Here is a 23,940-nt window from a genome sequence, read left to right on the forward strand (position 1 = left end):
TTGTTTCTCTGTTTTGGGTTTATTCGTTATTTTCTACTAATGTCACGGCGAGCTTTTTCGCCCCTTTGAAATCCACTTTGCCGCTTGCCAACGTTGGGATTTCATCTACTTTAAAGACAAAAGGCGGTTGCATTAACGGCGGTATGGCTGAATTTTTTAAGATATTGATGACCTCATTAATATCTAATTCGGTTTTCACTAAAAGCACAACGGCTTCGCCTTTTTTCTCATCGGGTACATTGGCTGCAGTGAACTGTACATCGTCATTTAAGACTTGTGCGATTTGCTCTTCCACACTGCCTAAACTGATCATTTCGCCCCCCACTTTAGCAAAGCGCGAATAACGGTCAACAATGGTAATAAAACCGTTTTCATCAATATGTCCTTTATCACCGGTTTTGTAATAACGCACACCGTCGATTTCGGCAATGACATCAGCAGTTTTCTCCGCATCGTTTAAGTATCCTTTCATCACTTGCCCGCCACCGATTAAAATTAAACCGTCTTCGCCTGTTGCCAATTCCTGCAAACTTTCCGGATCAACAATTTTAATGATGGTGCCCGGCAATGGTAAACCGACGGAGCCCTGCTTATTGAAGGTGAGTTCTTTTAAGGTTTCTTTTTCTAAAATATTCGGCATATTCACGGCAGCAACCGGAGCGGTTTCCGTCGTGCCGTAACCTTCATAAATCTCTAAACCGAACTTCAAACGAAATGCTTCTTTCACATCGGTTTTCAGTTTTTCTGCACCGGCAACTACCATGCGAACATTCTGGAACATCAGCGGATGCAGTTTTTTATTCTTAATATAAAGACGGAAGAATGTTGAAGTACCGAATAAAATGCTCGCGTTATGCCGTGCCGCCATTTTCCCAACTGTTGCACCATCCGTCGGATCAGGCACGCTGACCATTTTTACGCCCTCACATAAAGGAAGTAACGTTGTCACGGTTAAACCGAAAGAATGGAAAATCGGTAATGAGTTTAAAATCACATCGTCTTTTCTGAAGTTTAATAAGTCACTGATTTGGCGGATATTGGTCAGCAGGTTTTTATGGGTTAATTCAATGCCTTTCGGTTCCCCTTCACTGCCGCTACTAAATAAAATAGTAGCCGTATCATCCAAGCTAACATCAGCAAAATTAAATAGTTTAATCCAATTTGCAGGCATGAAAAGTGCGGTCAAAAATGCCAACGTTTTTTGTGTTTTGCTAACGGCTTTGCCTAATTCTTCCATCATCACCGCTTTATCCGCTAACAATGCCTGATAATCAAAGCCTTTACCGCTTAATTTAGTAAGAAATTTTTCAGAAGTGATCACTTGTTGAATATTGGCTTTTTTCAGTGCCAATGCCATGCTTTGTTCGCTCAGGGTGTAATTTAGATTTACCGGTACCTTACCGTTCACAAATAACGCCATATTCACAATGGCACCCATGGCAGAACTTGGCAACAAGATGCCAACATTTTTTTCATTAGTCAGGGTTTGTTTAAATAGCTTACTAAACACCAACACTGCGCTGATAAATTTGGCATTGGTAAGTTCGGTCCCCATGCTATCGACAACACATTCACCCAACAAATTACCTTTCGCCATATCTAACCAATAATGAGTTAGCGGTTGTTGGCGCGCAATAAAGTTTTCCCAAGAGGAAAAAGATAGCTCCACCACTTTCTGTTTCATGGCAACGTGATCGACAAACTCACGAATTGGTTTACCGAAAGCAACAATAATATCGCGTTTGCCGCGCTGTTTGGTGAGTTCCTTATAGTGAGCATCGGCACGGGAGAAGCTCGAACCCCATAAGCCCCGCAAATAAAACGGCACAACACAGACATCCTGCCATTCTTTAATACTGAGTTCATAGCCGCGTTGAAATTCGTTAATTTGGCCGTTATAGCTGATATGCCCTTCAGGAAATAAGGCTACCACTTCGCCGTTTTCTAAATATTGGCGAATGGTTTCGATACTTTCCTTGCTAGAGCCCGCGCCAATCGGAATCACCTTAAAGAACTTGAAAATCCAAGTGAGATACCATTTGTTATAAATACCACGATACATCACAAACTTAATGGCACGTGGGCTGGCAGCTTGTAAAGCCAACCAGTCAATCCAACTAATATGGTTCCCCAACAATAACACGCCTCCGCTTTGCGGCAAGTTTTTTAATCCTTCTACATGGAAGCGATAACCGGTTTTTAAAAATACCAATAAAAATAAACGGGTAAATAAATGCGGTACTTGCAAAATGGCATATAAAGAGCCAATAAAACAAACTACGGCAACGAATATAAATAAACCGGTAGTTGAAATATCCGCATACACAAAAGCGATGCTGAGCAACAAGAAACCAATCATCGCAATGTTTTGCACGAAGTTATTACCGGCAAGGATTTTCCCTATGCTGGCTTTCGGGGCGAAGAACTGAATAGTGGCATTCAATGGCACAATCAACAAGCCGCCGAATAAACCAAAACAGAACGAACAGAAACTAATAATGGCAACGCTACCGGAAGACGCTAAGAAAAATAAGGACAAAAACAATCCTAATGCGCCCAGAGGAACAATACCCAATTCAATATGGTATTTCGACATGGCGCCGGCAATGTATGAACCGAAAATCAATCCAATGCCGCTGATGGCTAAAATCATTTGAATAACCAACGCGTTGTCGTCATTAAACAGCATTTTATAATGTGCCGGGAATGCAGCCACAATAACTTGAGAAACACCCCAGAAAATACTTAACCCAATAATGCTCAACCAAATATTTTTATCTGAACGCACTAGTTTGACGTTTTCTTTTAAATAGCTTAACGAGAAATATTTTTTAGTGCTAAATTGCGTTCTTTCTTCTTCACTTTCTACCGCTGCAAAGAATGGCAGCTTAAAGGCAAAAATAGCTTCCAGAGCGCTAAAAATTACGATAAGAAAACCAATGAAATAAATACTGGAAAGAATTTGCGATGGATTATCACTTGCGACATAAATGACTTCAAAAATATACGAAAAAGCAAAGGAACTAAATAAAATCGCTACAATGGTTAAGGCTTGAATAATACCGTTCGCCGCCCCCAAATGCTCCGTACCGACAATAGATTTGATAATCCCATATTTAGCCGGAGAATAGACCGCACTTTGGGCCGCCAAAATCAGCGTTAAAATAAAAGCAATTTCAAAAGCGCCGGCCAAATAACTTAGAAAAATCGCAAAAGAAATGAATACACCAACAACGGCAGCATAGCGAATGACTTTGGTATGAGAATATTTGTCGTTAATAAAACCAGCAGGAGAAAATAAGAACACAAACGGCAATAAGATCATTGCATTGACTAATGCGGTTAATACCACCAAGGTATCACCATCAAAACTTTTGAGAAGCACATTTTGAATAGTGATTTTATGTGCCAAATCTACACTGGCATTTAAAAATGCAATGGCTAGATAAGGTAAAAACCCTCGGATTTTCAGTAATTCTTTCATAATGTTTCCGTTATTGTTTTAGTTCTCGTTTTTGTTTTTCCAATAAAAATGGTGTCTCATCACAATTCCAATCCTGTGGGGATTTCACGATTTCACAAAATTCGACAATTTTTTCAAATTCTTCATTCGATACGTCAGGACCATAATCCCGCATTACTAGAGGAGCATAAAACATCACTTGGGTTGTAAATTCTTTCTTGATAAAAAAAGCATAACCATCGCCGAACTCACCTTCAATTGTGACGATGCCAACATAAGAATGAAGTAACAATATAACGAACAATATAAGTGCGGTTAAAAATTTAAGCGTTTTGTGTTTCATAAAAAACGTTCCTAAAAACGACCGCACTTTAATATTCGTCAATTACATTAGCCTGCACTTCGGCGCCCTTGTCATTGATACTTTCCCAAATTGGATAAATACCACTTAAATCAGAGCTTGCCATGCCTAGACGCACAGCCTGATCCACAATAATACGTGCTACATCAAAATGCTGTGACAATGGATAATGTTCTAATTGCTGTTTTAAAACCAAACTTAAATTTATCGGGCGTTGATGTTCACGAAAATCCACCAATAAGGTTTGCATATGTTCTACAATTTGCTCGCGGATATCGGCTAAAGATTCATATTGCAATTCTTCAGGCAATTCACCCAGTGCATCTTCTTCACGTAATGCTAATTCTTCATCACGCAAGTCCACTAAACGTTCTGCTTGAGCCGTCCATAAGAACCATGGCTGATCAAAATAATTATGAATGGAATTGCGTAAACGTTGGGAAAATACACGGTTTTTATCCATATCAATGGCCGTACGGATAAATTTATGTACATGGCGGTCATAGCCGATCCACAAATCAATCGCCTGTTGGCCCCAGCTAATAATGCGGTCTAACTTCGCCTGTAAATTGGTGATCAATTCATCAACAAAATACAACTCACTACGCCCAATCACACAATCTTGAATACGCAACAATTGCGCTTGTAATTTGTCTCCGGCAGCATTTAAGGTATCTTGTAATTCACGTAAATTACCGGAGGTTTCATCTAATAATTGTTCACAACTGGAAATAGCGGCCTGCCAATCTTTGGTTAATAACGCGGCAATTTCATCTTTAATGGTCTGCTGATTTTCATCCATAATGCGTTGTGACAAATCAATACTGTCAAAAATTTCTGCTACGGAATATTTTAGGGGAGCAAACACGTTACGACGCCAATAATGCTCATCGCCATTTTCTTCGGCGGAATCAGACGCCCGTTGAATTTCCTCAGCAACAATAGAAAGCTGTACGGAAAGACGTAACGCTGAGAACTCACGTTGACGAATATAATAATCAGAAACCCCCACACCTAAAGGCGTTAAACGATAAATGGCTAAGCCTTCGGTAAATTCACTACTAAAGCGATTAAGAAAGCGCTGTTTAACCAATTCGTTGATGGCATTATTGGCGCGGGTGGCGATGGTTTCTTGGGATTGCTCGAAAGCCTTGGAAATATGGCGGAAAATATCCACCAAGTCCGTTTCAATCATTTCTCCATCAAAGCGTTCGTTATTATAAATAGCGATGGCGAGTAAAAAGGCGAGACGTTCTGTTGGCAAATTCAACGAAAATTCACGTTCTTTCGCCCATGAAACCAGTTCAGGAATAGTTTGTGATGTTTCAAGCATTAGAGGATCTCACAACACGTTATTTAAGCAAAAAATTGTTTGAATTATACAGGATTTTGATCTTTCTAACAGCTTGAAAGTGGTAAGTGCGGTGAAAAATACAGCGTTTTTTCAACATTGATTCGGTCTGAAAGGGAAGAAAGAATATCTGAATAATTGAATTTATAAATAAAAATTTTCCGGATAAAGAAAAGATTTCTATTAAAAATACACATTCATAAAAGTTGGACAATGGCGGTTTCTTCTCTACCCCGCTACCTTTTTGATTAATTCATCCATGCCTTGTTCATCATAGCCTTCTTCATATTGAATATCATCTTCAAAACTCTTAAATTTTCGACCATTTAGCACTGTGCAACCGTATTTTTCCAATTTACTTTTCGTAAAATTAGAACGAAATGCAGAAGAACTGTTATTTAGGCTAATAACGCCAATGGTAGCCTGATTGCAAGGAATGTTATTAACAAACACCAAGTTATAGCCTGACTCACGAATATAACCGGTTTTATTAATAGCAGCGCTAAACATTTCATCACGTACCAGTTTATTAGTGTTTTTCACAAAAATATTGCGTTTCCCGGCTTGGATATAGGCGGTGGAAAGATTTGATAGAGCTTTGATTTCCGGTTTAGCCAAGGAATATTTAGCCAGTTTTACCAAATCCATAGCACTGGATACATTACTGTTGGACAAACCGGAACTGTCGCTAAAACGGGTTGAACGCATCCCTAAGTGTTTAGCTTTTTCATTCATTTTTTTAATAAATTGCTGGCGGGTCATGCCTGCGGAGCGAGACAACGCGTGAGCGGCATAATTATCGGAATGTACCAACATCGCTTTTAACAATTCACGACAGGCAATCGGTGTATATTTTGGCAGTTTGGTATGTGTACCTTTAATATAATCGTAGTCTTCGTTAGTGATGGATGCCATACAACGGGGATTTTTATTATGTTCCAAAAACACATTTGCCGTCATTAATTTTGTGACTGAAGCAATAGGACGTACCTTATTCGGCGTACCGCTTTCCAACACTTTATTATGGGTAAAATCATACACCACGTAAGACTGCGCCATGACAAACGTCGGCATGACGAGAAGAAAGGGAAAAATCTTTTTTAACATAGGATATTCTGCAAAATAAAAACTACGCGTTATTCTAGCAGTTTTCAAGGGATAACGTTAAAAAAATCGCCTTATTGCTAAAAGCAATAAGGCGATAGTTATTTGCAATCAACTAAAATTATTTAGCTTCTGGCGCTTTTGCAGGCACAGCCGGAGTCGGATTAAATTTTTGTTCTAATGCAACGCTTTGTTTTTGTAACTCTAACATTGCTTCTTTCAATTTTTCAGCTTTTTCCATATAAGCTTTTTGTTGAGCTTCAGATGGATTGGCTAAACTTACATTAGCTTGTTCAACTAATAAATTGCTGGCTAAACCAAGTACGTTTTTAGTTTGTTCTTTGACGGATTTTACAGAATCCGCTTTGATGTCTAACGCATCTAAACTTTTGATCGTGTCTTGTACGGATTTATTGAAAGTATCAATTGCTTCTTGTACTTTCTTGTCATCTTTTGCCTGTACCGCAGCAACTAAATCTTGTTGGAATTTTTGTTGTGCTTGAAGTTGAGTTTGTTCTTGGCCGTTATTCCAATCAACTAATTTTTTGTAATCAGCCGCTTCATCGGTATTAGTATCCGCTTTTGCTACTTCAGTTTTTGCCGGTGCAGATTGAGTTTGAGCTGCTGCATCAGTTTTGGTATCCGCCGCTTTGTCTGCCGGTTTATCACAAGCGGTTAAAAAAAGAGCAAATAAAGCAGTTGCGCTAATTTTAGTGAATTTATTCATAAAAAAGTCCTTTATTAATTTATTGACAAGTATTAACCCAACTAATCGAGCAAAATACGCGGCTTTAGACAGAGAATAAAACTATTTGTTCAATAATTTATGTCTTATAAAGAAAAACTCCGGCAATACACCGGAGTTTTTACAATTAAGCACGTTTGAAGTCAATGTGTACAAGTTTTGGCTTGAACGGGTGACGTTGCATTGCTTGAACTTTTACTGCAACTTCTTTACCACCGATCACTAATGTGATCACTTCAGAATAAAAAGCATCGTGTGCTTGTGCATTGTTTACTTCATCATGATTTAAAATGATAGAAACAGGTTCTTCGCTACCACCGTAAACGATAGCAGGAATTTGACCGTTGTGACGCAGGCGGCGGCTCGCACCCTTACCTTGCGCTGTACGAACTTCAGCGTTGAATTTAAATGCCATTTTGAATGTTCTCTTTTAAAGATTAAAATTAAAAAATCGCAGGCGACCCAGCGATTTCACAAATATTGCTCAAAGCCTAAACTTTGAGGTCGGTAATTATAGTGAATTACCGATTGTAAAGCAAATCAAATCCTGTAATTTTATCCTAGATATTCCAACGTAAAACAGGCTAAAATAGCACGCCATTTTCATTTATCTAAGGGCATATATTTAATGGAATTTTTAATTGACTTTTTTAGCAACTACGGCTACTTCGCCGTGCTATTTGTTCTGATTATCTGTGGTTTCGGTGTTCCAATTCCGGAAGACATCACCTTGGTTTCCGGCGGTGTTATCTCGGGCTTAGGCTATGCCAACGTCCATATTATGTTAGCCGTCAGCTTATTTGGTGTTTTGTTAGGTGATGGCACCATGTATTGGCTCGGCCGTATTTACGGTACAAAAATCCTACGTTTCCGCCCTATTCGTCGCTTTTTAACTTTAGAGCGTTTACGAATGGTACGTAGCAAATTTGACCAATACGGCAACCGTGTGTTATTTGTTGCCCGCTTTCTACCGGGATTGCGTGCTCCTATTTATATGGTTGCCGGCATTACCCGTCGGGTAAGTTTCACCCGTTTTCTTTTATTGGATTTTTTCGCAGCTATTATCTCCGTGCCGATTTGGGTGTATCTAGGTGATTTCGGTGCAAGTAATTTAGATTGGTTACATGCGCAAATCAAAAAAGGTCAATCAATTATCTATATTTTCATTGCCATCTTAGCCTTGTTCTTAGCATGGAAATGGTATAAAAGTCGAAAAATAAAATCAGCTAAATAAAAGTGTGGTCTTTTTTTGTAATGAATTTAAACCAAACCCCATTCAATCACGAATGGGGTTTCCTTTTTTCTAAGATTCGATATTGAACCAATACTCATAATCCTTGGCTTGTCCATTCACTAAAACATTTTTTATTTTAACGTAATAACGCTCGTTATCCCGTGTTCCGCCAACACGCCATTGAAGTACATTACCCAACCCGGCACTCTTTGATTGATGAGTAGAATAAGTCACTTCGCTCACTTTTAAGGTTCTTCCATCGGCACTGCTGACTTTAATTTCCGCCCGTGAAAAATCGACTAAAGTGCGGTTAAAATAGGTTTCATTTTTATCAACAATCACCGAAAACGAGTGAAACCAATCATGTAAAAACCAATTGGCCTTATAGTTCTTATATGGGTAAGCCACATAATCAACCTTTGTATTCACCGCACTTTTTCGTTGGTTACCGATATAAATTGTTGCCGCATCCAGCACTATTTTATTACGATCTATTTTTGTAGAACGTCCATAAGAAATATCACCTAGAAATGGATCCAAAAACCATAACCTATGTCCCAAAGAATACACGTTATCATCAATCACTAACCCATCTACGACTTGCTCGGCAAAATCATCTCTCACAAAAATCAAACTATCCTGACTTAAATGTAAATTGCTTTGACTACTACCGTTATATCCCTCTTGAGAATAGCATTTCATTCGATTGTTTGGGTAATGATCCAATTTTCCATTTGCAGCGGAAATCAGCGCTGATGCGGCTGTTGCACGATCTTTAGACGCATCATATTTTACCTCTTCCAATTCGTGAGCTCGGCGAATCGCATTAAGCTCTTTTAACACTCGTCTTTTTTGATCAGAGGTTACGCTCCCCGCATAACAATTTTCGATATCCGGAAAATAATCATAAGCTGACCGCAACATTTTTAACGCAATCTCTTCCGCCTGTATTTTCTCCGCTTCATTGCGATAAGAAAATTCCCGCATTGTATGCACTGTTCCAACTTCGGCATAGACTATGACAGAATGCAACAAAGAGGATAACGATAAAATAGTAAAAATTGGTTTCATTGAAATTCCTTAGTTTAATAAAATAGGTTTAAATAAATTCAAAATTTGTTAATTAAATTACCGTGTAAAGAAAACCCCATCCCTAATATTAGGAATGGGGTTTATTTTTAACTGCTTAATTACCGCGTTAATTTTAATGGCTCAACATGCCAAATATTCTCCGCGTATTCTTTAATTGTACGGTCAGAAGAGAAATATCCCATGTTGACAATGTTTTGAATGGTACTATCAATCCATGCATCACGGTTTTTATATTTTTCATCCACTAATTTTTGTGTATCTACATAACTACGGAAATCCGCAAAAGCTTGATAGAAATCATGATATTGCAAACCTTGTAGTAATTGTTGGTAGCGATTTATATCATTTGGTGAAAAACGACCGTTAATGATTTGATCAACTACAGTTCTCAATTCCGTATCACGTTGATAAAAATCAAACGGATGGTAACCTTCACGGCGTAACTGTTCTACTTGTTCGACGGTATTACCAAAGATAAAGATATGATCTTTACCAACATTTTCCAGAATTTCCACATTTGCGCCATCTAAGGTACCTAGTGTAAGTGCACCGTTAAGTGCAAATTTCATGTTACTGGTACCGGAGGCTTCCGTACCGGCTAAGGAAATTTGCTCAGAAATATCCGCTGCTGGAATAATTAATTGCGCCAAACTGACACTATAATTCGGAATAAATACAACTTTCAATCGACCGCGTAAACGTTCGTCATTATTAATCACATGGGCAACATCATTAATTAAATGAATGGTTTGTTTTGCCGCATAATAAGCTGAAGCGGCTTTACCGGCTAAAATAAAGACACGAGGTTGCCAGTCTTTTTCAGGATGCTCCAACATTTCGTTATAACGGGCAATAATGTGTAATACATTAAGAATTTGGCGTTTATATTCATGAATACGTTTTACTTGAACATCAAACAAGGCATTCGGATCAATGTCTACGTCTAATTCTTTTTTCACATAATTAGCCAATCTAACTTTATTCGCATGTTTGATATCTGCAATTTCATGTTTTAACTCAGCATTATTCACATGTGATTTTAGATTTTCAATTTGCGCTAAATCTTTACGCCATTCTTTGCCGATATATTTATCAAACAAGGCTGCCAATCTAGGGTTAGCAACGGCGATCCAACGACGTGGCGTGATACCGTTGGTTACATTAGTGAAACGTTCAGGATAAATACGGGCAAAATCAGCGAAAGTAGATGTCACCATTAAATCGGAATGGATTGCTGCCACACCATTCACTTTATGTGAACCAACTACGGACAACCAACCCATACGAATTCTACGTTGATAGCCTTCCTCAACAAGAGAAACGCGACGAATAAAGTCCATATCGGTAGTGACATAAGTTTTAACGTATTCCAAGAAATGATCGTTAATGTCAAAAATCATTTGTAAATGACGAGGCAAGATTTTCGCCATCATTTCGATTGGCCAAGTTTCTAAGGCTTCAGACATTAAAGTATGGCAAGTATAAGAGAAAATACGACGAGTCATATCCCAAGCTTTTTGCCATTCAAAACCTTCTTCATCAATTAACACGCGCATTAACTCAGGAATGGCAAGTGCCGGATGAGTATCATTTAAATGAATTGCGACTTTATCTGCTAAGTTATCCAAGGTAGCATGAGAGCGTTTATGACGACGAATGATGTCTTGTAATGACGCAGAAACAAGGAAATATTCTTGACGTAAACGCAACTCACGGCCATTCCAAGTAGAATCGTCAGGATACAACACTCGGGAAATATTTTTAATAGAAGCACGCCCTTCCATCGCGGCAACATGCTGGCCACGGTTAAAGTCTTCTAAATTAAATAATTCACCGGCATGAGCAGACCATAAACGCAACGTAGAAGCCGAGTCATTCTTATAGCCTGGAATCACTTGGTCATAAGCTAACGCAACCACTTGCTCGCCTTTATTCCAAATACATTTTTTACCTTCAAAGTGGATACTACCGCCAAAAGGTACTGTAAAACGCTTAGATGGTCGAATAAACTCCCACGGTGCACCTTTTTCTAACCATGCATCCGGACGTTCAATTTGTTGACCATCTTCAATTTTTTGGCGGAACATACCATATTCATAACGAATACCGTATCCCATCCCTGGCAATCCTAAAGTAGCAATAGAATCCATGAAACACGCAGCTAAACGGCCTAAACCACCGTTACCCAACCCTGGATCCACTTCTTTCTCAATAATGTCTTCCAAGTTTACGTTTAATTCGGAAAGCGCTTCTTTGGCAATATCGTAAATACCTTCTGCAATCATAGCATTAGATAAAGTTCTGCCAATTAAGAACTCCATAGAAAGATAATAAACACGGCGAGAATCTTCTGCTCTGGCTTGGCGTGCAGTGGAAATCCAACCTTCAGTGACGAAATCACGCACAGCATACAATGTGGCATTTAACCAATCCCGTTGGCTTGCTTCTTTTGGAGAACGGCCAATCAGAAAAATAAGTTTATAGACAATCGTCTTCTTCAATGAATCTACATTGATTTCAGGATGATCATACAGGAATGGAGAATCAAAATTATCCATTATCATAAAAAATAGTCCTCAGTTTAATAGTAAAAAAACGGATGGAATTTTAATCATTCAAGATAAAAAAACAACCACAATCTTCCACACAAAGCCCATTTTTTCTTTATGCGGAAGATAAGTATTTCATTACTTGGATAAAATTCGTTGATATAAATGTTGGTAATGAGTTGCAGAAATTTGCCAACTAAAATCTTGTTCCATTGCAATAACTCGAACGGTTGCCCATAAGCGTTGTTTTTTCCATAAAGCAAATGCCGCCTGCAAGGAGTGACGCAAATCATCTGCCGTTGCATGAGTAAAGACAAAACCAGTTGCTGTTCGGGTTTGAATGTTTTCTACGGAAGCATTAACCACGGTATCTGCTAATCCACCGGTGGCGCGAACCAGCGGCAATGTACCATATTTCAAGCCGTATAATTGTGTCAAACCACAAGGCTCAAAACGACTTGGTACTAAAATTACATCACCGCCGGCGACCATTAAATGAGACAACGCCTCATCATAGCCTATTTTTACCGCAATATTTTGCGGGTATGTTTCCGCTAATTGACGAATGCCGGCTTCTAAGTGCGGTGCACCTGAGCCGAGAATCGCAAGTTGCCCGCCTTGTTTAACGATTTCATCGGCACTTTCCAACAATAAATCCACGCCTTTTTGTTCCGTTAAGCGGGTAACCATCACAAACAATAATGCTTCAGATTGCTGAGGAAGGTTAAAATAAGCCTGTAAATCGGCTTTATTTTTTGCTTTGCCGCCCATGTATTTCAATTTGTATGCATGTTGAATGTAATGATCACTGTGCGGATGCCAAATTTTTTCATCCACACCATTTAAAATGCCCACCAAACGCCCCTCTTGGTGCAATGTAGACAATAAACCTTGTAAGCCATAAGCAAATTCCGAGGTAGTAATTTCTTTGGCATATGTCGGACTCACCGCAGTCACAGCATCCGAATAATATAAACCGGCTTTCAAATAAGAAATTTGACCAAATAATTCCAAACCATCAACATGGAACATAGATTGCGGTAAACCAATTTCAAATAAATGGCGATAATCAAATTGTCCTTGATAAGCCAAATTATGAATGGTAAATACGGATTTCGCAGGACGACCTTTGTGATGTAAATACGCGGCGGTAAGTCCGGCGTGCCAATCATGAGCGTGTACCACATCCGCCCTCCACCAACTGTCCAGCCCAGTGGTTAATTCAGCACCAACCCAACCCAATAACGCAAAACGTTTGTAATTGTCACCATAATCATGATAATTGGCGTCATGATAAGGATTGCCTTCACGCGCATATAAATGCGGTGCGTCGATTAAATAAACGCCGATGCCGTTGTATTCACCGTAACGTAGAACAATATGACCGGCAAAATTATCAAATTCTGCTACCACGCTGGTGTGGGGAATTCCTGCTGCAATGGCTGGATAAGCAGGTAATACAATGCGGGTATCAATGCCGATTTCTTTTTGTGCAAAAGGCAATGCACCCATCACATCAGCCAACCCACCGGTTTTTAATAAAGGATATAACTCCGAGCAAACGTGTAATACTTTCATTTAATTTCCCAATAACTCTTGATTTATTATAGCGTGTTAATACGCTCTACCCTAAAAAAGTGCGGTTAAAATTAAACATGTTCTTTAACCCACATAATTATTTAAATAGCACGCGTTTCTTAATGCGCCCCTTTACTTCTGAAAAAAAACTGTTTAACACAAACACGCATCTAGAGACGCACGCTATCAACAATGTTGTAATAAAAAATCTTATCTCTGGCGCACTCTTCATAGAGTGCACCAGAATTAGTTTTCTCAAAATGCGGTCACAAAACCTGAAGAATTTTGAACGTTGGCTTTACCAACGGCCGCGAAGGAGCGAATAAATTACTTCCATGATTTATGAGTAAAAATGAAAACATTTTTAAAACCGACCGCACTTTTAGTCTAAATGTTCTTCCGAAAACACTTCTTCACCTTCCAATTTTTTCAACATAGAAGGGGTAACCAAAACGACTTTACCGGTGGAACTGATACGGAAGCGTTTACTGTCTAACTCACGATCCACACCGATTTTCATACCATCAGGAATAATACAATGGCGATCGATAATACAATGCTTCAACACGCAATTTTTACCAATCGTAACTTCCGGTAGCACCACAGAATGATCAATAACGGAGCCTTCGTTGATTTTAATACCATCGAATAACACGGAATAACTAATTGAAGCATCGGTAATCACGCAACCGCCACCAATAAGGGAGTTATCTACCGGCTTAATATTGGAGTTTTTATAGAAGAATTTTGATGGATAGGCTTGTACCGGATTACCGCGAATCGGCCAGGTTTGGTCGTAAATATCTAATTGTGGATTTTCAGATACTAAGTCGATATTAGATTGCCAGAAGCTATCCAATGTACCCACGTCACGCCAGTAAATATCACCTTCTGTGTTGCGTCCCATACAGGAGCGACTAAATGGATGGGCGTATAACGTTCCCTCTTCCAAGCACTTAGGCAATACGTCTTTACCAAAGTCATGAGAAGTACAAGGCGTGTTCACTTCTTTATTTAACATGTCATAGAGATAATCTGCAGTAAACACATAAATCCCCATAGAAGCTAACGAAGTATCAGGTCTGCCTGCCATAGCTGGAGGATCTTTTGGTTTTTCAACGAAAGCTTTGACTTTCAAATTTTCATTTACTGCCATTACACCAAATTCACTGGCTTCGGAACGTGGCACTTCAATACAACCTACGGTACATTTTGCGCCGCTTGTGACATGATCTAACAACATTTGACTGTAATCTTGTTTGTAAATGTGGTCACCAGCAAGAATTAAAATATATTTCGGTTTATAGTGATTACGAATAATCGCCATATTTTGATACACCGCATCCGCTGTGCCACGATACCAAGTAGAATCATCAATTTGTTGACGCGCCGGCAGCATATCAATGAACTCGCCACGTTCTTGTGGTAAGAAAGACCAACCTTTTTGCAAATGACGTAACAATGAATGGGCCGCATATTGCGTCACCACACCAATGCGGTTTAAACCGGAATTGATACAGTTGGAAAGCGCAAAGTCAATGATACGACGATTCCCACCAAAATAAAGTGCCGGTTTTGCACGTTTATCAGTCAGCTCATGAAGACGTGAGCCACGGCCTCCGGCTAAAATGAGAACAAGGGTATCTTTGACAAGATCGTATTTGTTGGGTAATTGGGAAAGACTACTTTTCATAGGGAACTCCATTCTTTGTTATCATAATTAATATTTCCGCAACACACAAAACGCCATACCGCCTATTTCAACTTGATGTTGTTGAATCGTTAAGTTTGTTGTACCTGCTACTGCCCTCCATTGACCATTCATCATGTGTGGCAATGTAAAAGACTGTGATTCTGCTTTCGCATTAATTAAGAAAAGCCATTGCTGATCTAATACTACCTGCAGCGCTCTGCTTTCACGATTATGCCAATCCTCGACCTGCATTGATTTTCCGTCAATATTCAGCCAAGTGACATTTTCATCCGACCACCAAACATCCTGTCGCAAACTTTGAATTTGTTTGCGTACCGCAATGAGTTGCTTGGTTAAGTCAAATAATTCCTGATTAAAATCCTGCCATTTAAGCCAAGTGATTTCATTGTCCTGACAATAGGCGTTATTGTTGCCGAATTGCGTATTACCGAATTCATCCCCAGCAAGCAACATCGGTGTACCGTTCGCTAACAACAAACTCGCCAACAATCCGCCTTGCGCTAAAACACGCTGATTTTCCACTGCACTTTGGTACTCGTCATTAAGATCTAATTGACTTCCTTCAATGCCGTGGTTGTAACTGTAATTTTCATTTCGACCGTCACGATTTTCTTCACCGTTGGCTTCGTTATGTTTATGGTTATAACTGACCAAATCACGCAAGGTAAAACCGTCATGAGCGGTAATAAAATTCAATGTTGTGTGCGGTAGGCGGGCTTCCAGTTTAAACAGGTCACCTGAGCCCGCCAAACGCTCGGCAAAGGCGCCGACTTCACCGCTTTTCCATAGCCAGAAACGAGTCATGTCATCCCGGAAACGGTCGTTCCACTCGGCAAAATAATGCGGGAAATTGCCTAGCTGATAACCATAATGTCCAATGTCCCAAGGCTCGCTAATAAATTTCACCTGTTGTAAACCGGGCTCTTGGGCAATGCCGTCAAACAGTTTGGCATGATGGTTGAAATCCGGCGATTCACGCCCTAACACCGTACCTAAATCGAAACGAAAACCATCTACATGGCACTCTTCTACCCAATAACGCAGGCAATCTACTACCCATTTTCGAGTGACATCATTGGATAGATTTAGCATATTGCCGCAGCCCGTCCAATTAATGTATTCCCCTTGTTCGTTTTGCCAATAGTACGTCCGGTCATCAATTCCGCGTTGACTAAAAGTCGGGAAGGTTTTTTCTGATTCTGCCGTATGGTTAAATACAACATCTAAAATTACTTCAATGCCGGCTTCATGCAAGGCTTTCACCATACTTTTAAATTCATGTAACGGATTCTCGCTATTCGCTTGTGAGCAATATTTCGGCTCCACGGCAAACATCGCCAACGGGTTATATCCCCAATAATCTTGCAAGCCTTTTTCTTGCAAGTGCGGTTCATTTACGTAGTAATTTATCGGCAATAATTCCACCGCAGTAATGCCTAGCTCTTTTAAATACGCCAAACTGTGGGGATGCGCCAAACCGGCATAAGTACCGCGTAAGGTTTCCGGCAAGGCGGTTTGTAATTGGCTAAAGCCTTTTACATGCATTTCATACACTATGGTTTGAGACCAAGGCGTATTCGGGGCTTTATCATTTTTCCAATCAAATTCAGTGTTAATAATCAGCCCTTTCGGTGCAACCTCAGCATTGTCGCGCGGATCATTTAACTGAAAAATCGACCGCACTTCTGCTGAACTTAAATCCGGTTTTCCCACTACCGCCTTGGCATAAGGATCAAGCATAAGCTTGTTTGGATTAGCCAAAGTGCGGTCATTTTCAGCAGAGATTCTAAAGGCGTATTGCACACCGAATGTCACGCCTTCAAGTGCCAAGTGCCAGACATTGTCTGTCTTCACCATGGCAAAATGCTGTTCTTTTTTGCCTTCTGCAAAGAGACATAACTCCACTGCATCCGCCACAGAGGAATAAAGTGCGAAATTAGTGATAGTTTCACCTTGTTCGATAAATTGGGAATAACCTAATGGTGTTGGTGTACCGTTATTATGAATTCTAAACATATCTCTTTCACTGTTGCCTAGGGTACAAGTTACCTTAGGTTAATCATAATCCAACCTCTTGGGGTTGTTGTATTGCGCTCTAATTGAAAACGTTTCTTAACCGTGGGTATCAATACCCACGGATTAGGCATTTACTACTCATCTTTTAACTTCAAATAAACCGTTGCCAATGGCGGAATCGTTACCGAAATAGAGTTTTCTCGGTTGTGACTTGGAATCGCCTCGCTTTCCACCTCGCCCCAGTTTCCGACATTAGAACCTTCATAGAAAGCGGAGTCGGTATTTAAAATTTCATGATATTTACCGGCGACATTAACACCAATGCGATAATCATGGCGTGGCACCGGAGTGAAGTTACTGATGACAATCACCCGCTCACCCGAACGACTTTGACGTTCAAAGGCAAACACGGAATTTTGCGCATCATCCACCACTAACCAATCAAAGCCTTGTGGATCCGAATCCAACTCAAAGAGCGGTGCGTTTTCGCGGTAAATTTTATTCAAATCTTTCACTAATTGTTGTACGCCGATGTGCCATCTGCCACCAATACCTTCATCCAATAGGAACCAATCCAAGCTTTCTTGATAATTCCATTCGCGACCTTGGGCAAATTCGTTACCCATAAATAACAATTTCTTGCCCGGATAACCCCACATATAGCCATAATACGCACGCAAGTTAGCGAATTTTTGCCATGCATCACCCGGCATTTTGCCGAGTAAAGAACATTTTCCATGCACCACTTCATCGTGAGAAAGCGGCAACACGAAATTCTCGCTATATTGATAAATCATGCCGAATGTCATTTGGTTGTGGTGATACTGGCGATAAACCGGGTCTTTTTGCATATAGGAAAGCGTGTCGTTCATCCAACCCATATTCCACTTAAAATTAAAGCCTAAACCGCCGTTTTCCGATGGATGGGTGACGCCACCGAAGGAAGTAGATTCTTCTGCAATAGAAATAGCTCCCAGCATTTCGCTGTGGATTTTCCAGTTAGTGTGTTTTAAGAATTCAATGGCTTCCAAGTTTTCCCGTCCACCGTATTTATTCGGGATCCACTCTCCTTCGGCACGACTGTAATCACGATAAATCATCGAAGCCACCGCATCCACCCGAATGCCGTCAATGCCAAAACGTTCAATCCAGTACAAAGCGTTACTGGAGAGGAAGTTTTTCACTTCGTTTCGACCGTAGTTGTAAATGAGCGTGTTCCAATCTTGATGGAACCCTTCACGCGGATCAGCGTGTTCATACAACGCGGTTCCGTCAAAGGCGGCTAAACCATGAGTATCGCTTGGGAAATGTCCCGGCACCCAGTCCAAAATCACATTAATCCCGGCCTCATGGGCGCGCTCAACCAAACGTCTAAAACCGTCCGGAGTGCCAAAACGGCTGGTCGGCGAATATAAGCCGAGCGGTTGGTACCCCCAAGAGCCATCAAACGGGAATTCGGAAAGCGGTAAAAATTCAATATGGGTAAAGCCCATTTCTTGTACATAAGGAATGAGTTCATCACCAATTTGGTCGTAATCCAACCAGAAGTTATTTTCGAGATTACGACGCCAAGAGCCTAAATGCACTTCATAAATAGAAATCGGTTGATCCCATTGATTGGCTTTGCGACGGGCTTCCGTCATTGGGACTACATCCGGTAACGCACTAATTTGTGACGCTGTATCGGGACGTAACTGTGAACAAAAGGCATAAGGGTCGGCTTTTAAGCGCAAATTGCCATGGCAATCGATTAATTCAAATTTATAAAGTTGTCCTAATGACACTTTCGGTAAAAACAACTCCCACACACCACTGGATGGATGTAATCGCATCGGGTGACGACGGCCATCCCAATAGTTGAAATCACCGACCACAGAAACCCGTTTGGCATTCGGCGCCCATAAACGGAAATTTACTCCCGACACACCGTCACATTCAATAAAATGAGCGCCTAGCACTTCATACGGACGCAAGAATGAACCTTCCGATAAAAGCCACTGATCCAAGTCATTAATCATCGGGTGATAACGATACGGGTCTTCGATAATCTGTGACTCTTTGCCCCAATACACCTGTAATTGGTAAACAAAGAAATCTCGTGTTTTCGGCGCCACACCGGCGAAAAATCCCCGTTCATCCAAGCGTGTCAATTCAAAGAGTGTCGTTTGGTTTTCTTTTTCAATTACAAACACACGATTGGCATCGGGCAACAACGCTCGAATTTCAATGCCGTTGTCGGTTTCGTGCATTCCTAACACGGCAAAGGGATCGGAATGTGTTCCATCAAAAAATTGATTGATAACGGATTGCGCTACTAATTGGGTCATAATAAATCCTCGCTAAGCTTTGCGGGCTTGATTAATGAAAGAAAGAAATGACGTCATGTGCGGATCATCAAAAATCAGTTCTAATGATTGACTTAATTTCTTACGCCAGTTCGGATATTCCGTCGAAGTTCCCGGTAAGTTAAAAGAGATCTCTTGGCTTAATAAGTTTTCTAATTGCACGCCTACCAATTGGCTTTGACTTTCCGCCAAATAGCGGTGAATTTGACGATTCAAATTGTCGTGCATTGCCATACTTAAAGCATCGCCCCAATAATCAGGCAATAAATAATTATCGCGGTGTAAACTATCTAACAGGGCTTGTTTATCAATCACCCGTTGCTCATATTTTTGTGTTAACACCTCTCCCTGTAAAATCCCCAACTGACCAAATAATTCTAAATCACGGCAATGCCAGAAACTTTGTAGTGACGGCACATCGTGCGTACCAATAGTGGCAAAGGCATGTTGCGGATAATCCTGTTTGAGCGGATACATTTTGTTGCGTTGTGCGAAATACAACACGAAATAAGAGAAAATACGAAACTCGTTTAATTTCCACCGCACTTCATCGGGCACGGTGCCTAAATCTTCACCGATAATCAAACATTGATTACGTTGGCTTTCAATGGCAAGAATAGCCATTAATTCGTTAAACGGATAATGCACATACACACCATCGGCGGCGGTTTTGCCTTCCGGAATTAACCATAAACGAAATAGCCCCATCACATGATCAATACGCAACACACCAAAACTTTGCATATTGGCACGTAGCATATCAATAAACGGTTGGAATCCTCGAGCTTTGAGAACGCTTGGATTATAAGGCGGTAAATTCCAATTCTGTCCTACCGGACCAAGCGGATCAGGCGGCGCCCCCACTGAAGCATTAACGCAATATAATTCCGGATCCGACCATACATCTGCACTGCCACGGGAACTGTTAACCGCTAAATCACCATAAATCCCCAGTTGCATTCCTACCTGATGACAACGCTCTTGCAATTCGGCCAATTGTTCTGTAGTGAGCCATTGTAGCCATGCAAAAAATTCCACTTGTTCGGCATGTTCTTTTAATAACGCTTTGCGTTTACTGTCGCTTAACACTTGCCATTCTTTGCGCCAACCTAACCAACCGATGGTATTTTCTTCCGCTTCTTGGTGTTGATGTTCAATACGATCTAACACATTAAACAACCCTTGCCATAACAACACCGCTCCTTGTGCTTTCACGAACGCATTAAATTCATCACGGCGGGCAATAATTTGAGCGGATTTACTGCGCTTTAAGAAAGCAAACAAGCCCTCAAGTGCGGTCAGTTTTAGCTCTGTTATTTGCGTATAATCCACACTCGCCTGTTCGCGTAAAGAAGCGATTTTTTTCTGAATTTCATCAGTATTAAACCAATTTTGCACACGTCGGCAGAGTTTAAATTCAGGCAATGCAGGAATATCTAAATAAATAAAATTCAACCAACGACGGGAGGAAGAACTATACGGACTCGCCCAATTCGGCACGGCTGGATATAGCATGTGCAACGGATTAATGCCGATAAAATCCGCCCCCTGTTTTGCGCCCTGCTCGATTAAATAAGCCAAATCGCCAAAATCACCAATACCCCAATTCGTTTTAGAGCGTAAGCTATATAATTGAACATTAATGCCCCAAGCTTTTTTATTTTTTAGCACGTCCGGTTGGTATGCCGTGCGCGGCGTAACCAAAAGACGAACGGTGAATTGTTGTTCTGCGGAGGCAAGAAGGAGTTGATAATAGCCAAACGGCAACGAAGGTAATGTAAGAGATTGGGGAGAAGAAAACGTCTGTTCAAAGCATTTTTTGCCTTGCTCATCAAGAATCGAACAATGTAATGACGAGGCATCAGTGAGGGACAAGCGGGTTAAATCATAGTGTATCGGTTCATTTTCGAAGGCCGCAAACACATCATGAAAAGCACCTTTATTTATGTGTCGATTGTTTGGTGGCTGCAACAGCTCGGTAAAGTAACGCACCGTTTCCGGCGGTGCATAAATTAAATGTCCGTCAATATCGTAATGGGAAAGGGAGATGCCGACTTTTTCGGCTGATTGTTTTAAAGAGTCAAAAACTTGCATACAAACCTACAACAAAATACAGCGATAAAAAACTAACGATTTATGAGTATTTTAGAGAAGGTTGAAAGAATTACAATGTTTTTAATGTAAATTAGTGATCTCCGTCAAGAATAAAATCAAACCAATCAATTACATCACGTTCATGAATACCGTGCTGAATCAAAATATTGGCTTTTCTCACGCTATCAGGATCACCACTGATTAATGGATGCCACTGGGGCAAAGGTTTTCCCTCGTAAAGCAGGCGGTAGGCACAGGTGGAAGGCAACCATTCAAAATCCGGTAAGTTATCTTTGGTCAGCTTGGTACAATCTTCTTCCAGCTTAAAACGTTCACAATAATTACCGCACTTTCCGGTTTCCAAATCTAACAGATTGCAGGCAATGCGTGTGTAATACAAGCGTTCATGTTTACCATAACCGTCAATGTATTTACGATAACAACATTTTCCACAGCCATCACATAACGCTTCCCATTCGTCGTCATTCATGTCGAGCAGGTGTTTGTGTTGCCAGAAATTAGGGGCCAATTGCATAGTAAAAAATGAAATAAAAGTGCGGTCGAAATTCATCACGAAAAACGACCGCACCTTATGCGCTATCGGCTTAGAAGCCTTCTTTTAGGCTTACCGTTAAGTTAAATACCAAATGTTCTGCACGACTGTCTTTATTGTCAGCACAGAAATAACCTTCGCGTTCAAATTGGTAACCTTTTTCAGCTTCCGCGTTATCTAGGCTTTGTTCTACAAAACCGTGTTTCACGACCAATGAAGTTGGATTTAACACGCTTTCGATTTCTTCTGCAGCGCCCGGGTTTGGCACAGTGAAAAGACGTTCATATAAACGGAATTCAGCCGGGTGATTATTAACCGCAGAAACCCAGTGGATAACGCCTTTTACTTTACGACCGTCCGCCGGATTTTTACCTAAGGTTTCTGGATCATAAGTACAGAAAATCGTGGTAATTTCACCGTTGGCATCTTTTTCCACGCGTTCCGCTTTAATTACATAAGCGTTACGTAAACGCACTTCTTTGCCTAATACTAAGCGTTTATATTGTTTGTTCGCTTCTTCACGGAAGTCAGCGCGATCAATGTAAAGCTCTTTCGTAAACGGTAATTGACGCTCACCTAATTCAGGGCGATTTGGATGATTTGGTGCCGTTAAAGTTTCTTCACCTTCAAAGTTTTCAATCACAACACGAACAGGATCAATCACCGCCATTGCACGCGGTGCATTTTCGTTTAAATCTTCACGAATACATGCTTCAAGTGCTGAATACTCTACAACGTTATCTTGTTTAGTTACACCAATACGGCGACAAAACTCACGTAATGAAGCAGGGGTATAACCACGACGACGTAAACCGGAAATGGTTGGCATACGCGGATCGTCCCAACCATCCACAATACCTTCATTCACTAATTTCAATAACTTACGTTTAGAGGTTAATGTGCCCTCTAAATTTAAACGGGAGAATTCATATTGGTGCGGCAACGGACGCTCAATACTGATGTTTTCCAACACCCAATCATATAAACGACGGTTGTCTTGGAATTCTAATGTGCATATTGAGTGTGTAATGCGTTCGATGGCATCGGAAATACAATGCGTAAAATCGTACATCGGGTAAATGCACCATTTGTCGCCTGTTTGGTGATGGCTGGCAAATTTAATGCGGTAAATCACAGGATCGCGCATCACCATAAACGGCGATGTCATATCGATTTTCGCACGCAGACTAAGCGTGCCTTCCGCAAACTCACCGTTTTTCATTCTCTCGAATAACGCTAGGTTTTCTTCTACGCTACGATCACGATATGGGCTGTTTTTACCCGGCTCGGTTAACGTGCCACGATATTCACGCATTTCGTCCGGTGAAAGCTCATCCACATATGCTAAACCTTTTTCGATTAACTCAATGGCATAGCCATAAAGCGCATCGAAATAATCGGAAGCGTAACGCGGTTCACCTTCCCATTTGAAACCCAACCATTCCACATCGGCTTTGATGGAATCCACATATTCCACATCTTCTTTCACCGGGTTGGTATCGTCAAAACGTAGGTTACATAACCCGTTATATTCTTTTGCCAAGCCGAAGTTTAAGCAAATAGATTTGGCGTGACCGATATGCAAATAGCCATTCGGCTCAGGCGGAAAACGGGTGTGAACGCTTTTGTGTTTACCGGAAGCTAAATCTTCATCAATAATTTGGGTAATGAAGTTGTGCGTACGGGCACTTTCCGGATTCTTATTCTCTAAATTTGTTTCTGGATTAGTCATAATTTTCTC

General features: G+C 40.6%; 16 protein-coding genes. 1 reads left to right on the forward strand and 15 read right to left on the reverse strand.

Going from position 1 to position 23,940, the window contains the following annotated elements:
• Positions 1–19: 19 nt before the first annotated feature.
• From DK428_RS00880 to rplY, 6 genes are all read right to left on the reverse strand, one after another.
• Positions 20–3,484, reverse strand: a complete 3,465-nt coding sequence (locus tag DK428_RS00880) for an acyl-[ACP]--phospholipid O-acyltransferase (protein ID WP_109089998.1) — start codon at positions 3,482–3,484, stop codon at positions 20–22.
• A 10-nt stretch (positions 3,485–3,494) separates the two neighbouring features.
• Positions 3,495–3,806, reverse strand: a complete 312-nt coding sequence (locus DK428_RS00885; protein ID WP_109064079.1) for a hypothetical protein — start codon at positions 3,804–3,806, stop codon at positions 3,495–3,497.
• Positions 3,807–3,834: 28 nt separating this feature from the next.
• Positions 3,835–5,157, reverse strand: coding sequence for a chromosome partition protein MukF (mukF, locus tag DK428_RS00890; RefSeq protein ID WP_109064080.1), 1,323 nt, complete (start codon positions 5,155–5,157; stop codon positions 3,835–3,837).
• Positions 5,158–5,403: 246 nt separating this feature from the next.
• Complete coding sequence (locus tag DK428_RS00895; protein ID WP_109064081.1) at positions 5,404–6,282, reverse strand: D-alanyl-D-alanine carboxypeptidase family protein; 879 nt, start codon at positions 6,280–6,282, stop codon at positions 5,404–5,406.
• Between the two features lie 118 nt (positions 6,283–6,400).
• Complete coding sequence (locus tag DK428_RS00900) at positions 6,401–7,006, reverse strand: lipoprotein HlpB (protein WP_109064082.1); 606 nt, start codon at positions 7,004–7,006, stop codon at positions 6,401–6,403.
• A 145-nt stretch (positions 7,007–7,151) separates the two neighbouring features.
• Positions 7,152–7,439 carry a 50S ribosomal protein L25 gene (gene rplY / locus DK428_RS00905; protein ID WP_109064083.1) on the reverse strand — a complete coding sequence of 96 codons (288 nt, stop codon included), beginning with the start codon at positions 7,437–7,439 and terminating at the stop codon, positions 7,152–7,154.
• Between the two features lie 213 nt (positions 7,440–7,652).
• On the opposite strand from rplY, the gene DK428_RS00910 reads away from it, so the two are divergent.
• Positions 7,653–8,258 carry a DedA family protein gene (locus DK428_RS00910; RefSeq protein WP_109064084.1) on the forward strand — a complete coding sequence of 202 codons (606 nt, stop codon included), beginning with the start codon at positions 7,653–7,655 and terminating at the stop codon, positions 8,256–8,258.
• A gap of 69 nt (positions 8,259–8,327) precedes the next feature.
• On the opposite strand, the gene DK428_RS00915 is transcribed toward DK428_RS00910, so the two are convergent.
• The 9 genes from DK428_RS00915 to glnS form a co-directional block, all read right to left on the reverse strand.
• The gene (locus DK428_RS00915) at positions 8,328–9,329 is read right to left on the reverse strand and encodes a CAP domain-containing protein (RefSeq protein ID WP_109064085.1); all 1,002 of its coding nucleotides are present in this window, start codon (positions 9,327–9,329) and stop codon (positions 8,328–8,330) included.
• A gap of 119 nt (positions 9,330–9,448) precedes the next feature.
• The gene (locus tag DK428_RS00920) at positions 9,449–11,914 is read right to left on the reverse strand and encodes a glycogen/starch/alpha-glucan phosphorylase (RefSeq protein WP_109064086.1); all 2,466 of its coding nucleotides are present in this window, start codon (positions 11,912–11,914) and stop codon (positions 9,449–9,451) included.
• 123 nt (positions 11,915–12,037) lie between these two features.
• A complete protein-coding gene (gene glgA / locus DK428_RS00925; protein WP_109064087.1) occupies positions 12,038–13,477 on the reverse strand; it encodes a glycogen synthase GlgA in 1,440 nt (479 codons plus the stop codon).
• A 382-nt stretch (positions 13,478–13,859) separates the two neighbouring features.
• The gene (gene glgC, locus DK428_RS00930; protein WP_109064088.1) at positions 13,860–15,170 is read right to left on the reverse strand and encodes a glucose-1-phosphate adenylyltransferase; all 1,311 of its coding nucleotides are present in this window, start codon (positions 15,168–15,170) and stop codon (positions 13,860–13,862) included.
• 27 nt (positions 15,171–15,197) lie between these two features.
• Positions 15,198–17,207 (reverse strand): glycogen debranching protein GlgX, encoded by a 2,010-nt coding sequence (gene glgX / locus DK428_RS00935; protein WP_109064089.1) that lies wholly within the window; start codon positions 17,205–17,207, stop codon positions 15,198–15,200.
• Positions 17,208–17,341: 134 nt separating this feature from the next.
• Positions 17,342–19,534 carry a 1,4-alpha-glucan branching protein GlgB gene (glgB, locus tag DK428_RS00940; protein WP_109064090.1) on the reverse strand — a complete coding sequence of 731 codons (2,193 nt, stop codon included), beginning with the start codon at positions 19,532–19,534 and terminating at the stop codon, positions 17,342–17,344.
• Between the two features lie 12 nt (positions 19,535–19,546).
• Positions 19,547–21,646 (reverse strand): 4-alpha-glucanotransferase, encoded by a 2,100-nt coding sequence (malQ, locus tag DK428_RS00945; protein ID WP_109089999.1) that lies wholly within the window; start codon positions 21,644–21,646, stop codon positions 19,547–19,549.
• Positions 21,647–21,737: 91 nt separating this feature from the next.
• Positions 21,738–22,181: a YcgN family cysteine cluster protein gene (locus tag DK428_RS00950; protein WP_109064136.1), complete on the reverse strand. Its 444-nt coding sequence runs from the start codon at positions 22,179–22,181 to the stop codon at positions 21,738–21,740.
• Positions 22,182–22,251: 70 nt separating this feature from the next.
• Positions 22,252–23,931 (reverse strand): glutamine--tRNA ligase, encoded by a 1,680-nt coding sequence (glnS, locus tag DK428_RS00955; RefSeq protein WP_162616582.1) that lies wholly within the window; start codon positions 23,929–23,931, stop codon positions 22,252–22,254.
• Between the last annotated feature and the right edge of the window lie 9 nt (positions 23,932–23,940).

Origin of the sequence: Aggregatibacter kilianii (genome assembly GCF_003130255.1) — a bacterium.
GTDB classification, from domain to species: Bacteria; Pseudomonadota; Gammaproteobacteria; order Enterobacterales; family Pasteurellaceae; genus Aggregatibacter; species Aggregatibacter kilianii.

Coding starts and splice junctions, on each gene's coding strand:
- rplY (WP_109064083.1), bottom strand. CDS start 7,439: ATGGCATTTAAATTCAACGCTGAAGTTCGTACAGCGCAAGGTAAGGGT.
- DK428_RS00885 (WP_109064079.1), bottom strand. CDS start 3,806: ATGAAACACAAAACGCTTAAATTTTTAACCGCACTTATATTGTTCGTT.
- glgB (WP_109064090.1), bottom strand. CDS start 19,534: ATGACCCAATTAGTAGCGCAATCCGTTATCAATCAATTTTTTGATGGA.
- DK428_RS00900 (WP_109064082.1), bottom strand. CDS start 7,006: ATGAATAAATTCACTAAAATTAGCGCAACTGCTTTATTTGCTCTTTTT.
- glgX (WP_109064089.1), bottom strand. CDS start 17,207: ATGTTTAGAATTCATAATAACGGTACACCAACACCATTAGGTTATTCC.
- DK428_RS00920 (WP_109064086.1), bottom strand. CDS start 11,914: ATGATAATGGATAATTTTGATTCTCCATTCCTGTATGATCATCCTGAA.
- DK428_RS00950 (WP_109064136.1), bottom strand. CDS start 22,181: ATGCAATTGGCCCCTAATTTCTGGCAACACAAACACCTGCTCGACATG.
- malQ (WP_109089999.1), bottom strand. CDS start 21,646: ATGCAAGTTTTTGACTCTTTAAAACAATCAGCCGAAAAAGTCGGCATC.
- mukF (WP_109064080.1), bottom strand. CDS start 5,157: ATGCTTGAAACATCACAAACTATTCCTGAACTGGTTTCATGGGCGAAA.
- DK428_RS00880 (WP_109089998.1), bottom strand. CDS start 3,484: ATGAAAGAATTACTGAAAATCCGAGGGTTTTTACCTTATCTAGCCATT.
- glgC (WP_109064088.1), bottom strand. CDS start 15,170: ATGAAAAGTAGTCTTTCCCAATTACCCAACAAATACGATCTTGTCAAA.
- DK428_RS00910 (WP_109064084.1), top strand. CDS start 7,653: ATGGAATTTTTAATTGACTTTTTTAGCAACTACGGCTACTTCGCCGTG.
- glgA (WP_109064087.1), bottom strand. CDS start 13,477: ATGAAAGTATTACACGTTTGCTCGGAGTTATATCCTTTATTAAAAACC.
- glnS (WP_162616582.1), bottom strand. CDS start 23,931: ATGACTAATCCAGAAACAAATTTAGAGAATAAGAATCCGGAAAGTGCC.
- DK428_RS00915 (WP_109064085.1), bottom strand. CDS start 9,329: ATGAAACCAATTTTTACTATTTTATCGTTATCCTCTTTGTTGCATTCT.
- DK428_RS00895 (WP_109064081.1), bottom strand. CDS start 6,282: ATGTTAAAAAAGATTTTTCCCTTTCTTCTCGTCATGCCGACGTTTGTC.